A 13124-nucleotide genomic window follows, 5' to 3' on the forward strand; every position below is an offset into this window, starting at 1 on the left:
CTCAGGCGCGCCGGCGCCCGCCGCGCCGCCCGCTCGATCGCGCGCCCGAGGCCCGGGCCGCCTGCGCGGCCTCCGCGAAGCTCGCGCCGTCCTTCATCGCGTCGAGGATGCGGGTGAAGCCGATCCAGGCGCCGCCGTTCGGGTCGTGGTTCATCAGCATGTTGGCGGCGTGGACTGCCTCCATCTCCTGCGCGCGGATCGGGTTCATGATCGCGCTGGTCATGCCCGCGCCGATCGCCATTGGCAGGAAGGCCGCGTTGACCCCGTGCCGGTTGGGCAGGCCGAAGCTGACATTGGAGGCACCGCAGGTCGTGTTCACCCCCAGCTCGTCGCGCAGCCGCCGGACCAGCGTGAAGACCTGCTGCCCGGCGCTCGCCATCGCGCCGACGGGCATGACCAGCGGGTCGACCACGATGTCATGGGCGGGGATGCCGTAATCGGCGGCGCGCTCGACGATCTTCTTCGCGACGGCGAAGCGGACCTCCGGGTCCTCGCTGATGCCGGTGTCGTCGTTCGAGATCGCGACGACCGGCACGTTGTATTTCTTGACCAGCGGCAGGACCAGCTCCAGCCGCTCCTCCTCGCCGGTGACGGAGTTCAGGAGCGGCCGTCCCTCGGCCGCCTCCAGCCCGTTCTGCAGCGCCCCGGGCACCGAGCTGTCGATGCAGAGCGGCACGTCGACCAGCGCCTGCACCCGCTCGATCAGGGCCCTCATCAGCGGCGGCTCGACGAAGTTGTTGTCGGCATAGCGCGGGTCCTCGGCCATGCGGTTGGTGAAGACCGCGCCCGAATTGACGTCCAGCACCATCGCGCCGCAGGCGACCTGCTCCAACGCGTCCTTCTCGACGGTGGAGAAGTCGTCCTGCTCCAGCTCGGCGGCCAGCTTCTTGCGGCCCGTCGGATTGATCCGTTCGCCGATCACGCAGAACGGCTCATCGAAGCCGATGACGACGGTCTTCGTCTTCGATTCCAGTACGGTGCGGGTCATTCTTCATCCTTGGAATGGGTGTCGAGCCAGGTCGCGGAGGCCGGAATGCCGCCCAGCGGGAAGACATGTGCCGCCTCGATCGGGAAGTCGGGATGCGCGGCCTTGTGAGCGGCGATGGCCGACAGGAACTCCGTCGGCTCGAAGGGCAGCATCAGCTTCGTCACGTCCGCCGCCCGCCGTTGCAGGACGCGCAGGGAGGGGCCGACGCCGCAGGCGATGGCGAACCTGATCAGCGTCTGCAGCTTGGCCGGACCGGCCACGCCGATATGGACGGGCAGGGTGACGCCCGCCTCGCGGATGCCCTCGGCCCAGGCGATCACCGGCTCGGCCTCGAAGCAGAACTGCGTCGCGATGGCCATCTCGGCATCCGTCCGCTCGGAGAATTTCTGTTTCCACAGAAGCGCCTCCGAGACGTTCTTCACGCTGCCGTCGGGGTCGATGTCGCGATTGCCCTCGGGGTGGCCCGCGACATGCAGGCGGCGGAAGCCGTCGAAGGCGCCGGACTCCATCAGCTCCATCGAGGTCGAGAAGGCGCCCGCGGGCTGCGCCACGCCCCCGGCCAGCAGTAGCGCCTGGTCGACGCCCGCCTCGCCGCGGTAGCGCGCGATCCAGTCGGTCAGGGTCGCGCGGTCGGCGATGAGCCGGGCGGGGAAATGGGGCATCGGCTCCATCCCCTCGGCGCGCAGGCGGGCCGCGGTGGCCACCATCTCCTCGATGGGGGTCCCGTCGATATGGGCGATGTAGACGCGGGTGCCGCGCGGCAGGAGCGTGCGGAAATCCTCGACCTTCCCGGCGGTGCGGGGCATCACCTCGATCGAGGCGCCGCGCAGGAAACGCGCCAGCACCGCATCGGCGGGCGCGGGCGCCGGGGCACGGCGCGCGAAGCCGAACACGGCCATCACGCGGCGCCCCGCGTCTCGATGCCACCGGCGAGGGCGACGTCGCGCAGGCGGTCCGGCGTCCATTCTGCCTCCAGTTCTGCCGCACGGGCCGCGGCGGCCTCGTCGTCGGCGCCCGTCCGCTCGCCTTCGGCGACCTTGCGCCAGTCGGCAAGATAGGCGTCCGTGCCCGACGCGCCCGCGCGCATGGCGGCGCGGTCGATGGCCTGCTCGAACCGGGGGCTGAGCTGCACCTTCGCGGCGCGGCGGCCCTTGCCCGCCAGCACCTGAGCGGGGATGTCCCGCCAGTAGACGACCGTGATCTGCGCCATGTGCGATACCTCCCTGAGCTCGGCTTCCCGCCCGATATCGAAGCCCGGACGCCTCGGCCTGCCGCCGACCGACCTCAACGCGTCCGATGACGACACGGCCCCGTGCATGGCAGAGCCCGTTCGGGTCCGAAAGAGGGCGGGACCGTGGAATCCTTCATGTCGATCATGAAGGTTCTTGCCCGGCGCCCCGTCGGCGCGTTACGGTTCGCGCAACCTGACATCACGGAGGCTTGGATGCCACCGGACGACCCGGCCCTGATCGGCCGGGCCCCGCGCGCGCCTCTGCACGATCGACGGGGCCCGTCCCCCGTTTCGACGACGCCCGAGGGGCGTCCCGATCCCGCGGAGCTTTATGCCGCGCTGGATCTCGGCACCAATTCCTGCCGCATGCTGATCGCGCAGCCGAAAGGCGCGCAGCTTCACGTCGTCGACAGCTTCTCGAAGTCGGTCCAGCTCGGCAACGGGCTGGAGCAGTCGGGGCGGCTGAGCCGCTCCTCGATGGCGCGCACCATCGGCGCGCTGAAGATCTGCCGCCGCAAGCTGGAGACGCACGAGGTCAAGCGCATGCGCCTCGTCGCGACCGAGGCCTGCCGCCGCGCCTCCAATGCCGACGAGTTCATTCGCCTCGTCGAGCGTGAGACCGGCCTGCCGCTGGAGATCATCCAGCCCGAGGAGGAGGCGCGGCTCGCCGTCGTCTCCTGCGCGCCGCTGGTCTCGACCAAGACGGAACAGCTGCTCGTCGTCGATATCGGCGGCGGCTCGACCGAGCTGGTCTGGATCGACCTGACCCGCGTGCCGCGCCACGACCGGGCGCGGGCGATCATGCGTCTGCATTCCGGCTTCCAGCCCGGCGAGGGCGTGCCCTTCCCCTGCGCCAAGGTCGTCGACTGGATCAGCATCCCGCTGGGCGTCGCGACGTTGAAGGACCAGTTCCGCGACGTGACCGACGACGCGGCCCGCTTCGCGCTCATGTCCTGGCATTTCGAGGAATGCCTGGCCGAGTTCTCGCCCTATGCCGATGCCGAGGGCGACAGCGATCCCGGCTTCCAGATCGTCGGCACCTCCGGGACCGTCACGACCGTGGCCGCGACCCATCTCAACCTGCGCCGCTACGACCGCAACAAGGTCGACGGGCTGCGGATGACGACGGACCAGATCGACCGGGTGATCCGCAGCTATCTCGCCATGGGGCCCGAGGGCCGGCGCAACGACCCGCGCATCGGCCGCGACCGGCATGCGCTGATCATGTCGGGCGCGGCGATCCTGCAGGCGCTGCTGCGGGTCTGGCCGACCGACCGGCTGTCGGTCGCGGACCGGGGCCTGCGCGAGGGGCTGCTCTATGCGCAGATGTCGGCAGACGGCGTGCTGGACGACGGCCCGCTCTAGGCGGTGGCGGTGGGCGTGCCCGGCCGAAACCGACGGACCGCCGCTGCCGCGCCGGAGGTAACACGATCTTAAACCTTAGCCCTTAGCCCGTCGGAAAAGGCACCGGACTCGCTCCCCCGATGGCGTCGCAGCACCCGTTTCTTAGGTGGGACTCATGCCCGCGATGGCGCGACCTCCCGGTGTTGGTCCGCCGCGGAGCCGGTGCAACGTAGTTATCCAGATGGTGACAGTCCTCGACTCCTTCGTGGCGCGGACCTCGGTCGCGGCCCTCGCCCTCGCGACGACCTGCGTGAGGGCGCTGCTGGCAGACCGTTCCACCACCACGACACGCCAGTTGCGCGAGGATTTCACCGCCGCGACCGTCGCCAGACCCGCCGGGCTCGACGACGGCATCTCCATCGGAACCCGGCTGAAGCGGGAGGAAATGATCGCTCCCCGGTTGGTGACGTTCCTCACCCGATCCGTCCTGACGCGCGCCCGCCCGGCGGCGGCCGCCGCGCGCCCCGGGGCAGGTCAGTGTGGCGAGGCCGGGCGCTCCGGGGACACTCGCGGAACGACCTGACCTGACCGCGTCTTCTGGCGCTTCCTTCGGCCCGACCCACCCTCGCCGGCCCTCGCGTCCGGCTTGTTAACGAAGAATTACCTCCGTCCGGCCCAACTTTGGTCCCCGCGAGTGCTTTCCCTTGGGGAAACGGAAACAGTTCCCGAGGACGACCCCATGGCCCGTACCCGCCGCCCGCAGCCCGCAAGCCACGCCGTCGCCCGTCGCAGTCCGCGTCCCGCCACCGGGGCGAAGGCCGCGCTCGCGGCGGGGGTCGCCGTCGTCCTCGGCGGCGCGATGCTGCCGGGGTCGGATGCGCAGGCGCAGCAGCTTTGCTCCTCTTATGTGGTCGCGCGCGGCGACACGCTGGGACAGATCGCCTCGAAGGCGCGGGTCCGCGGCGGCTATCGCGCGCTCTTTGCGGTCAACACCGACATCCTGCCCAGCCCGCACGCGCTGGAGGTGGGCCAGGTCCTGACCATCCCCTGCGCCGACGGTTCGATGCCCGACCCGTCGGCCCCGGTGGTCGCCCGGGTGCCCGCCGCGCCTGCGCCCGCCCCTGTCCCGGTCGTGGCCCCCGCCCCCGAGCCGGAAGCGTCCGAGCCCATCGTCTTCCTCACCGCGACCGGCTTCGCCCCCTTCACCGACGAGGATCTGCCCGACGGCGGCGCGATCACCCGCATGGTCAAGCGCTCGATGGAGCTGGCCGATCCCGAGCAGGAGTTCCGCGTCGTCTTCGTCAACGACTGGGGCGCGCATCTGAGCGAGCTTCTGCCCAGCGGCGCCTTCGACATGGGCTTCCCCTGGTCGCTGCCCGACTGCTCCAAGGTGGAGCTTCTGACTGGCGGCAACGCCCGCCGCTGCACCTATTTCGACGCTTCCGACCCGTTCTACGAGGAGGGCGTCAGCTACTACGCCGCCGCCGGCAGCCCCTATGCGGACGCGACCGACTACGCCCAACTGCAGGGCACCACGATCTGTCGGCCCGACGGCTGGTTCTCCTTCGATCTCGAGACGCAGGGCCTGACCGAGCCGAACGTGACGATGGTCTGGCCGGGCAACCAGCTCGACTGCTGGGCGATGCTCGAGAGGGGCGAGGTCGACATCATCACCTACGACACCCAGGTCGCCGAGGAGGACATGCGGACGGTCGGCGTGGGCGACAAGGCGGTCGAGATCGAGGCGCTGGCCTCGTCCACGACGCTGCACGTCTTCGTTCCGAAGGACCATCCGAAGGGCAGGGACTATCTTCAGACGCTGAACGCCGGGCTCGAAGAGCTCCGCCTTTCGGGCGAGTGGTTCGCCATCGTCCGCGAACAGGTCCAGGCGACCGTGATGAACTGAGCTCCGGCACGGAGCGCGAGGTGGATAGCACGATGACTCAAGGTTCCATCAGTCGAGGGGATGCGATCCGGAAAGGCCCTGCCACGGCCGGGGCGCTGCTCGGCGCGGCGCTCCTCCTGACCGGGGCGGCCGCGGCGCAGGGGCAGGACCCCGACCGCGTCACGCTGGTCTTCGACAACGGTCTCGACGGCGGGAACATCTCCGGCACGTTGCGGGAATATGATGGCGCCCGGTTCCTGCTCGACGCCGGGATCGGCCTGGTGGCGATCCCTGCCGACGGGGTCTCCTGCATCGGCGCGGCCTGTCCCGAAGCGACCAGGCCGGACAGCGGCTCGCCGACGCTGGTGCTGACCTCGCTCGACGGCAGGTCGACGGTGATCGGCAACCTGACGGAGTTCGCCGACGGCGTCTATGTGCTCGCCACCGATGCCGGCGAGGTGCGCATCCCCTCCGACCTGGTCCTCTGCGAGGGGCCGGCCTGCGTCGAGCCGGCCGCGGCAGGCTTCGCCGGCGGTCCCGCGACGCTGTCGCGCGGGGACATGGCCATCGAGGGCATGCTGGTCTCGGTCGAGGACGGCACCTACGTGCTCGACGTCGTGGGATTTGGTGAGTTGCGGGTGCTGGTTTCGGAATACGAGTGCGAGGGGCCCGGCTGCCCCTGAGGTAACGATGGTCAGGGGCCGCCCGAGGGCGGCCCTTTCCCGTCCCGCTCCGGCGGTTCTGCCCTGCCGATGACGGCTGCCCTGATCACCGTCCGGAACGACCCCGACGGGCCAGGAAGAGCAGACATCCCCTGCCGGGCCCGCCGAAGGCCCGAGATCGGCGGACCGGCCCGCGACCTGCGGTGAATCCGCTCCGTCGGGGGTTGCGCGGCCGCGCCATCCGGTCTATCGCGCGCGTCTACGGACGGGGTCGCCTCCTGCAGGTCAGGGTGCGACCCCGCATCCGTTCGGGTCCGACGAGGGGGCCGGGTGGTCCGATCTCCTCCTCTCGACTTGAACGCGGCCGCGCGCTCGATGCGCGCGTCGCCCTGTCGGAAAGAACGACATGAAAAGCCAGAACATCCGCATCCGGCTGAAGGCGTTCGATTACCGCGTGCTGGACGCCAGCACGCAGGAGATCGTGAACACCGCCAAGCGCACGGGTGCCCAGGTGCGCGGGCCGATCCCGCTGCCCAACAAGATCGAGCGCTTCACCGTGCTCCGTGGCCCCCACATCGACAAGAAGAGCCGCGACCAGTGGGAGATCCGCACCCACAAGCGCATGCTCGACATCGTCGACCCGACCCCGCAGACCGTGGACGCGCTGATGAAGCTCGACCTCGCCGCTGGCGTCGACGTCCAGATCTCGGTCTGAGGAGGGCATGACCATGATGCGTTCCGGAGTGATCGCCAGGAAGATCGGGATGACCCGCATCTTCCAGGAAGACGGCAAGCAGATCCCCGTCACCGTCCTGCAGCTCGACGGGCTTCAGGTCGTGGGCCAGCGGACCGAGGACAAGCACGGCTACACCGCGCTTCAGCTCGGCTGCGGCACGGCCAAGGCCAAGCGGACCAGCCAGGCCATGCGCAAGGTGTTCTCGAACGCCGGAGTCGAGCCGAAGAAGCGGATCGTCGAGTTCCGCGTCGACCCCGAGAATCTGGTGGCCGTGGGCGAGGAGATCATCGCCGACCACTATTTCGAGGGCCAGTTCGTCGACGTCAGCGGCACCTCGATCGGCAAGGGCTTCGCCGGTGCCATGAAGCGGCACAATTTCGGCGGCCTGCGCGCCTCGCACGGCGTGTCGATCAGCCACCGCTCCCACGGCTCGACCGGCCAGTGCCAGGACCCCGGCAAGGTGTTCAAGGGCAAGAAGATGGCCGGCCACATGGGCGCCGCCCGCGTGACCACGCAGAACCTGCAGGTCGTCCGCACCGACACCGACCGCGGCCTGATCATGATCAAGGGCGCCGTCCCGGGATCGAAGGGTAACTGGGTCACCATCAAGGATGCGGTCAAGAAGCCGTTCCCCGAGAACGCGATCCTGCCCGCCGCCCTGATGTCCGCCAAGCGCGAGGCCCAGAAGGCCGCCGAGGAAGCCGCCGCCGCCGCCGAGGCCGAGGCCAAGGCCGCCGAGGAGGCGCGTCTGGCCGAGGAAGCCGCTGCGCAGGAGGCCGCGCTGAAGGAAGCCGAGGCCGATATCGCCGACGAGAACGCGGCGACCGACAACTCGGCGCCCGAGAAGAAGGAAGGTGACGAATGAAACTCGACGTCATCAAGATCGACGGCTCGTCCGCCGGCGACATCGAGCTGAGCGACGACGTCTTCGGGCAGGAGCCGCGCCGCGACATCCTGTTCCGCGTCGTCCGCTGGCAGCGCAACAAGGCGCAGGCCGGCACGCACAAGGTCAAGACGCGCTCCGAGGTCAGCTATTCGACCAAGAAGATCGTCCGCCAGAAGGGCTCCGGCGGCGCACGCCACGGCTCCCGCAAGGCGCCGATCTTCCGCAAGGGCGGCGTCTACAAGGGCCCGACCCCGCGGTCGCACGCGCATGAGCTGCCGAAGAAGGTCCGCAAGCTGGGCCTGCTGCACGCGCTCTCGTCCAAGGCGCAGGCCGGCAAGCTGGTCGTGCTGGAGGATCTGACGCTCGACGCGCCGAAGACGGGCGCGCTGGCCAGGCAGATCGCCGAGCTCGGCTGGAAGCGCGCGCTGGTCATCGACGGGGCCTCGATCGACGAGACCTTCGCCCAGGCCGCGCGCAACATCGACACCCTGGACGTGCTGCCCTCGATGGGCGCCAACGTCTACGACATCCTCAAGCGTGACACGCTCGTGCTCACGCGCGCGGGTGTCGAAGCCCTGGAGGCACGACTGGCATGAACAGCTACGATGTGATCCGCAAGCCGATCATCACCGAGAAGGCCACGATGGCGTCCGAGACGGGCGCGGTGGTGTTCGAAGTGGCGATCGACGCCAACAAGCCGCAGATCAAGTCCGCGGTCGAGGAACTGTTCGGGGTCAAGGTGAAGGCCGTGAATACGTCCGTTGCCAAGGGCAAGCAGAAGCGCTTCCGCGGCCAGATGGGCAAGCGGAAGGACGTGAAGAAGGCCTATGTGACGCTCGAAGAGGGCAACACCATCGACGTGACGACCGGCCTCTGAGCCTCGTCTGACGTCTGGGTTTGAGGGGCCCCGCCGTCACCGGCGGGGCCTCCTATGTTTCGCCTTGCGGATATCGAGGGCGATCCTGAAGCAGTTTGCATCGAGGGTGCTGCGCGGCCTGAGAGCCTTCATTATGCTGGATGTCTCACGGGACCCCCGGTGGTGCGGCCGTCGTTCTGGTTTCGAGTTTAGCCGTTCTGCTCGCTGTGATTCTTATTCAGGAGGTCCCTGGCGTGACCCTTCCCGGCGCGGCGGTGAGACAGCCGCAGGGCGGGCACCACCAATCCCCCCGCCCCTGAATAATGGTACCGCACCTGCGCGACCTCCAACCCCTGCGCCTCCCCCGACCCGACCACCCGGTACACCAGCCGATGCTCCCGGGTGATCCGCCGGGACCACCAGCCCGACAGGTCCCCGCGCAGGGGTTCCGGCTTGCCGGTCCCCTCGAACGGCGTCCGCATCGCCTCCTTCAGCAGCGCGTTCACCCGGCGCAGCACCTTCGGGTCCGTCCGCTGCCAGTGCAGGTAGTCCTCCCAGGCCCGGTCAGCGAAGGTCAGCTTCATCGAGGTCCCGCTCGGTGCCGCCGCCGGCCTCCAGTTGCGCCACCGCTTCGCGCAACCGGGCGGCGTTGGCAGGCGAGGACAGCAGGTGCAGCGTCTCCTGGATGGCGTCCCACTCCTCCTTGCCGACGATCACCACGGCCTCCTGGCCGGAGCGGGTGACGACCGTTTCCTCCCGGTCGTGGATCGCCCGGTCCATGACGGCCTTCAGCCCCTTGCGGGCATCGGTATAGGTGAGGATGTTCATCGCGTGCCTCCGTGCTGCCGGCAGGATATGTACCGGATTGCGTACAAGTCAATGCAGCCACCATCGACCGGACCGGAAACTCCCCATGCGCCTCGCCGCTCTCTTCCTCCTCACCACCGCCGCCCAGGCGGAGCCGCCCTCGGCGGTAAGGATCGAGAACAGCGAAGAGGCCGGGACCTGCACCGCGGCTCCGCTGGCCCCGGACCTGATCGTCACCGCGGCCCATTGCCTGGCTCCGGGGCGCGAGGGGTACCGGGCGCAGCCGACCGCGGGTGCGGCCCAGGGGATCGTCCGGGTCCACCCGCACCCGGTCTTCGCGCTGGCCCCGCCGGGTCCGGTGCGGTTCCGCTTCGATGTCGCGCTGGCCGAGCTGGCGGCGCCGCTCGGATCCGCGCCGCTGCCGGTCGGACCACCGCCCGTGCCCGGCGAGCGGCTCGCCATCGAGACCTGGCGGCGGGGCGAGCCTGCCCCCCAGCGCCGCGGCTGCGCGGTGCTCGCCGCCCCCGCCGGGGCGGTCGTGCTCGACTGCGCCGTCGGCACCGGCCATAGCGGCGCGCCGGTCCTGCGCGAGACCGGGGAGGGGGCCGAGATCGTCGCCGTCCTCGTCGCAACGCTGACCTTCGAGGGCCGGCCCGCGGCGCTGGGCGTGGCGCTTCAGGACCGGCTCGAGGTGCTGCTGCAGGCCGCCGGGCGCGACTGAGACGTCCGACGCGGATCACCCGCCGGTCCGACGCGGATCACCCGTCGAATCCGCCCCGCATCGGCCCTTGACCCCCCCGGGCGACTCGCCTAGACGGCGCCATCCGCAAGGCCCCGGGCATCGTCCGGGGCTTTGCGTTCCCGCCCCAGGGGGCGGTTCGAACCGGGGACCTTCGGGGCCCTATACCAGAGGGCGGAGTTCCATTCGGGGCCGCCCGACATCGCAAACGGAAGACAGGTAACATGGCACTCAAGTCGTACAAGCCGACGACGCCGGGCCAGCGTGGGCTGGTTCTGATCGACCGTTCGGAGCTGTGGAAGGGGCGCCCCGTCAAGGCGCTCACGGAAGGCCTGACCAAGAATGGCGGCCGCAACAACACCGGACGGATCACGATGCGCCGCAAGGGCGGCGGAGCCAAGCGGCTCTATCGGATCGTCGATTTCAAGCGCACCAAGCTGGACGTCCAGGCCAACGTGGAGCGGATCGAATACGACCCGAACCGCACGGCCTTCATCGCGCTGATCCGCTACACGGACGGCGAAGCGGCCTATATCCTCGCGCCCCAGCGCCTGAGCGTCGGCGACCGCGTCGTCGCCTCGGCCAAGGCCGACATCAAGCCCGGCAACGCCATGCCGTTCCAGGGCATGCCGATCGGCACGATCGTCCACAACATCGAGCTCAAGCCCGGCAAGGGCGGCCAGATCGCACGTGCGGCGGGCACCTACGCCCAGTTCGTCGGCCGTGACGGCGGCTACGCGCAGATCCGGCTGAGCTCGGGCGAACTCCGCCTCGTGCGCCAGGAATGCATGGCCACGGTCGGAGCCGTGTCGAACCCCGACAACTCGAACCAGAACCTCGGCAAGGCGGGGCGCAACCGGCACTACGGCAAGCGTCCCTCGGTCCGCGGCGTCGTGATGAACCCGATCGACCACCCGCATGGCGGCGGCGAGGGCCGCACCTCGGGCGGCCGGCACCCGGTCACGCCCTGGGGCAAGCCCACCAAGGGCGCGCGCACCCGCAATACGAACAAGGCGTCGCAGAAGCTCATCGTGCGCTCGCGTCACGCCAAGAAGAAAGGTCGCTGACCATGAGCCGTTCCGTCTGGAAAGGCCCTTTCGTGGACGCGCATGTCCTGCGGAAGGCCGAGAAAACCCGGGAGTCGGGCCGCAACGAGGTCATCAAGATCTGGTCGCGCCGCTCCACCATCCTGCCCCAGTTCGTCGGGCTGACCTTCGGCGTCTACAACGGGCACAAGCACATCCCCGTGAACGTCTCCGAAGAGATGATCGGCCAGAAGTTCGGGGAATATTCGCCGACGCGCACCTATTACGGGCACGCCGCCGACAAGAAAGCCAAGAGGAAGTAAGCCATGGGCAAGGACAAGAATCCCCGCCGCGTGGCCGACAACGAGGCCATGGCCAAGCTGCGCAGCCTGCGCACCAGCCCGCAGAAGCTGAACCTCGTCGCCGCGATGATCCGCGGCAAGAAGGTCGAGACCGCGCTGTCGGACCTGACCTTCTCGAAGAAGCGGATCGCGATCGACGTGAAGAAGTGCCTTCAGTCGGCCATCGCCAATGCCGAGAACAACCACAACCTCGACGTGGACGAGCTGGTCGTCTCCGAGGCGTTCGTCGGCAAGAACCTGACCATGAAGCGCGGCCGGCCCCGTGCGCGCGGTCGCTTCGGACGGATCGTCAAGCCGTTCTCGGAACTGACCGTCATCGTGCGCCAAGTCGAAGAGACCGTGGGGGAGCAAGCGTAATGGGCAACAAAGTCAACCCGATCGGCATGCGCCTCCAGGTGAACCGCACCTGGGACTCGCGCTGGTATGCCGACACCAAGGACTACGGCACGCTGCTTCTCGAAGACCTCCGCATGCGCGAGTTCATCGCCGAGGAGGCCAAGCAGGCCGGCATCAGCCGCGTCATCATCGAGCGTCCGCACCGCAAGTGCCGCGTCACGATCCACACGGCCCGTCCCGGCGTCATCATCGGCAAGAAGGGCGCCGACATCGAGGTGCTTCGCAAGAAGCTGGCCAAGATGACCGACTCGGAGCTGCACCTCAACATCGTCGAGGTCCGCAAGCCCGAGCTCGACGCCCAGCTCGTCGGCGAGAGCATCGCCCAGCAGCTGGAGCGTCGCGTCTCCTTCCGCCGCGCCATGAAGCGCGCGGTTCAGAACGCGATGCGCATGGGTGCGCTCGGCATCCGGATCAACATGGCCGGCCGCCTCGGCGGCGCCGAGATCGCCCGGACCGAATGGTATCGTGAGGGCCGGGTGCCGCTGCACACGCTGCGCGCCGACATCGATTACGCCCATTCCGAGGCCGAGACGCCCTACGGCATCATCGGCATCAAGGTCTGGATCTTCAAAGGCGAGATCATGGAGCACGATCCCTCGGCCCGTGACCGCAAGGCTCAGGAGCTGCAGGACGGTCCGACCCCGCGCGGTGCCGGTGGCGGCCGTCGCGACGACCGCGGTCCCCGCGGCCCGCGCCGGTAAGGAGTAGAACCCATGTTGCAACCGAAACGGACGAAGTTCCGCAAGCAGTTCAAGGGCGCCATCAAGGGCGAGGCGAAGGGCGGGTCCGACCTGAACTTCGGCACCTTCGGCCTGAAGGCCACCCAGCCCGAGCGGGTCACCGCCCGCCAGATCGAAGCCGCCCGCCGGGCCATGACGCGCCACATGAAGCGTCAGGGCCGGGTCTGGATCCGCATCTTCCCGGACGTGCCCGTCACGTCGAAGCCGGTCGAAGTGCGGATGGGTAAAGGCAAGGGCTCGGTCGATTACTGGGCCTGCAAGGTGAAGCCCGGCCGGATCATGTTCGAGATCGACGGCGTGACCGAGGCCGTCGCGCGCGAGGCCCTGCGCCTCGCCGCGATGAAGCTGCCGATCAAGACCCGCACCGTGGTCCGCGAGGACTGGTGACCGGCCCGGCCCTGCCGCGCCGATGAGACCAAGGCCCTCGCCGGAGAGATCCGGCGGGGGCCTTTTTCGTTTACGGTCCT

General features: G+C 69.2%; 19 protein-coding genes. 14 read left to right on the forward strand and 5 right to left on the reverse strand.

All coding sequences use genetic code 11. The features are described 5' to 3' along the window. Window position 1: 1 nt before the first annotated feature. The 3 genes from DR046_RS03190 to DR046_RS03200 are packed head-to-tail and all read right to left on the reverse strand — an operon-like array spanning window position 2 to window position 2198. The gene (locus DR046_RS03190; RefSeq protein ID WP_115379913.1) at window positions 2–988 is read right to left on the reverse strand and encodes a methyltetrahydrofolate cobalamin methyltransferase; all 987 of its coding nucleotides are present in this window, start codon (window positions 986–988) and stop codon (window positions 2–4) included. After that, on the reverse strand, window positions 985–1887 hold the full coding sequence (locus DR046_RS03195; protein WP_115379915.1) for a methylenetetrahydrofolate reductase: 903 nt from the start codon (window positions 1885–1887) through the stop codon (window positions 985–987). The genes DR046_RS03190 and DR046_RS03195 overlap by 4 nt, the downstream gene beginning before the upstream one ends. Then, entirely contained in the window at window positions 1887–2198 is a 312-nt protein-coding gene (locus tag DR046_RS03200) for a virulence factor (protein WP_115379917.1), read from the reverse strand. Before DR046_RS03200 ends, DR046_RS03195 begins: the two co-directional genes overlap by 1 nt. 234 nt (window positions 2199–2432) lie before the next feature. Between DR046_RS03200 and DR046_RS03205 the strand changes: the two genes are divergently transcribed. The 8 genes from DR046_RS03205 (at window position 2433) to DR046_RS03240 (ending at window position 8609) form a co-directional block, all read left to right on the forward strand. Then, window positions 2433–3584, forward strand: coding sequence for a Ppx/GppA phosphatase family protein (locus DR046_RS03205; RefSeq protein WP_115379919.1), 1152 nt, complete (start codon window positions 2433–2435; stop codon window positions 3582–3584). A 223-nt stretch (window positions 3585–3807) separates the two neighbouring features. After that, on the forward strand, window positions 3808–4146 hold the full coding sequence (locus DR046_RS03210) for a hypothetical protein (protein ID WP_135227248.1): 339 nt from the start codon (window positions 3808–3810) through the stop codon (window positions 4144–4146). A gap of 156 nt (window positions 4147–4302) precedes the next feature. Continuing rightward, a complete protein-coding gene (locus DR046_RS03215) occupies window positions 4303–5469 on the forward strand; it encodes a LysM peptidoglycan-binding domain-containing protein (protein ID WP_115379923.1) in 1167 nt (388 codons plus the stop codon). A 32-nt stretch (window positions 5470–5501) separates the two neighbouring features. Beyond that, entirely contained in the window at window positions 5502–6131 is a 630-nt protein-coding gene (locus DR046_RS03220) for a hypothetical protein (protein WP_115379925.1), read from the forward strand. A 385-nt stretch (window positions 6132–6516) separates the two neighbouring features. Beyond that, a complete protein-coding gene (rpsJ, locus tag DR046_RS03225; RefSeq protein ID WP_109563315.1) occupies window positions 6517–6825 on the forward strand; it encodes a 30S ribosomal protein S10 in 309 nt (102 codons plus the stop codon). A 13-nt stretch (window positions 6826–6838) separates the two neighbouring features. After that, a complete protein-coding gene (gene rplC, locus DR046_RS03230) occupies window positions 6839–7711 on the forward strand; it encodes a 50S ribosomal protein L3 (RefSeq protein ID WP_115380369.1) in 873 nt (290 codons plus the stop codon). Continuing rightward, complete coding sequence (gene rplD / locus DR046_RS03235; protein WP_115379927.1) at window positions 7708–8328, forward strand: 50S ribosomal protein L4; 621 nt, start codon at window positions 7708–7710, stop codon at window positions 8326–8328. Before rplC ends, rplD begins: the two co-directional genes overlap by 4 nt. After that, window positions 8325–8609, forward strand: coding sequence for a 50S ribosomal protein L23 (locus DR046_RS03240; protein WP_115379929.1), 285 nt, complete (start codon window positions 8325–8327; stop codon window positions 8607–8609). The genes rplD and DR046_RS03240 overlap by 4 nt, the downstream gene beginning before the upstream one ends. A gap of 188 nt (window positions 8610–8797) precedes the next feature. Here the strand turns inward: DR046_RS03240 and DR046_RS24085 are convergent, their stop codons facing one another. Then, the gene (locus DR046_RS24085; RefSeq protein WP_115379931.1) at window positions 8798–9172 is read right to left on the reverse strand and encodes a Txe/YoeB family addiction module toxin; all 375 of its coding nucleotides are present in this window, start codon (window positions 9170–9172) and stop codon (window positions 8798–8800) included. Continuing rightward, on the reverse strand, window positions 9153–9416 hold the full coding sequence (locus DR046_RS03250) for a type II toxin-antitoxin system Phd/YefM family antitoxin (protein WP_115379933.1): 264 nt from the start codon (window positions 9414–9416) through the stop codon (window positions 9153–9155). The genes DR046_RS24085 and DR046_RS03250 overlap by 20 nt, the downstream gene beginning before the upstream one ends. 85 nt (window positions 9417–9501) lie before the next feature. Between DR046_RS03250 and DR046_RS03255 the strand changes: the two genes are divergently transcribed. The 6 genes from DR046_RS03255 (at window position 9502) to rplP (ending at window position 13044) form a co-directional block, all read left to right on the forward strand. Beyond that, complete coding sequence (locus DR046_RS03255) at window positions 9502–10116, forward strand: trypsin-like serine peptidase (RefSeq protein WP_167766855.1); 615 nt, start codon at window positions 9502–9504, stop codon at window positions 10114–10116. A 242-nt stretch (window positions 10117–10358) separates the two neighbouring features. Further along, window positions 10359–11201 carry a 50S ribosomal protein L2 gene (gene rplB, locus DR046_RS03260; protein ID WP_115379936.1) on the forward strand — a complete coding sequence of 281 codons (843 nt, stop codon included), beginning with the start codon at window positions 10359–10361 and terminating at the stop codon, window positions 11199–11201. 2 nt (window positions 11202–11203) lie between these two features. After that, window positions 11204–11482, forward strand: a complete 279-nt coding sequence (gene rpsS / locus DR046_RS03265; protein ID WP_115379938.1) for a 30S ribosomal protein S19 — start codon at window positions 11204–11206, stop codon at window positions 11480–11482. 3 nt (window positions 11483–11485) lie between these two features. After that, complete coding sequence (rplV, locus tag DR046_RS03270) at window positions 11486–11878, forward strand: 50S ribosomal protein L22 (protein WP_115379940.1); 393 nt, start codon at window positions 11486–11488, stop codon at window positions 11876–11878. Continuing rightward, window positions 11878–12618 (forward strand): 30S ribosomal protein S3, encoded by a 741-nt coding sequence (gene rpsC / locus DR046_RS03275; protein WP_115379942.1) that lies wholly within the window; start codon window positions 11878–11880, stop codon window positions 12616–12618. The genes rplV and rpsC overlap by 1 nt, the downstream gene beginning before the upstream one ends. A gap of 12 nt (window positions 12619–12630) precedes the next feature. After that, the gene (gene rplP / locus DR046_RS03280) at window positions 12631–13044 is read left to right on the forward strand and encodes a 50S ribosomal protein L16 (protein ID WP_115379944.1); all 414 of its coding nucleotides are present in this window, start codon (window positions 12631–12633) and stop codon (window positions 13042–13044) included. The last annotated feature ends 80 nt before the right edge of the window (window positions 13045–13124 follow it).

The organism is Jannaschia formosa (genome assembly GCF_003340555.1).
GTDB classification, from domain to species: domain Bacteria; phylum Pseudomonadota; class Alphaproteobacteria; order Rhodobacterales; family Rhodobacteraceae; genus Jannaschia; species Jannaschia formosa.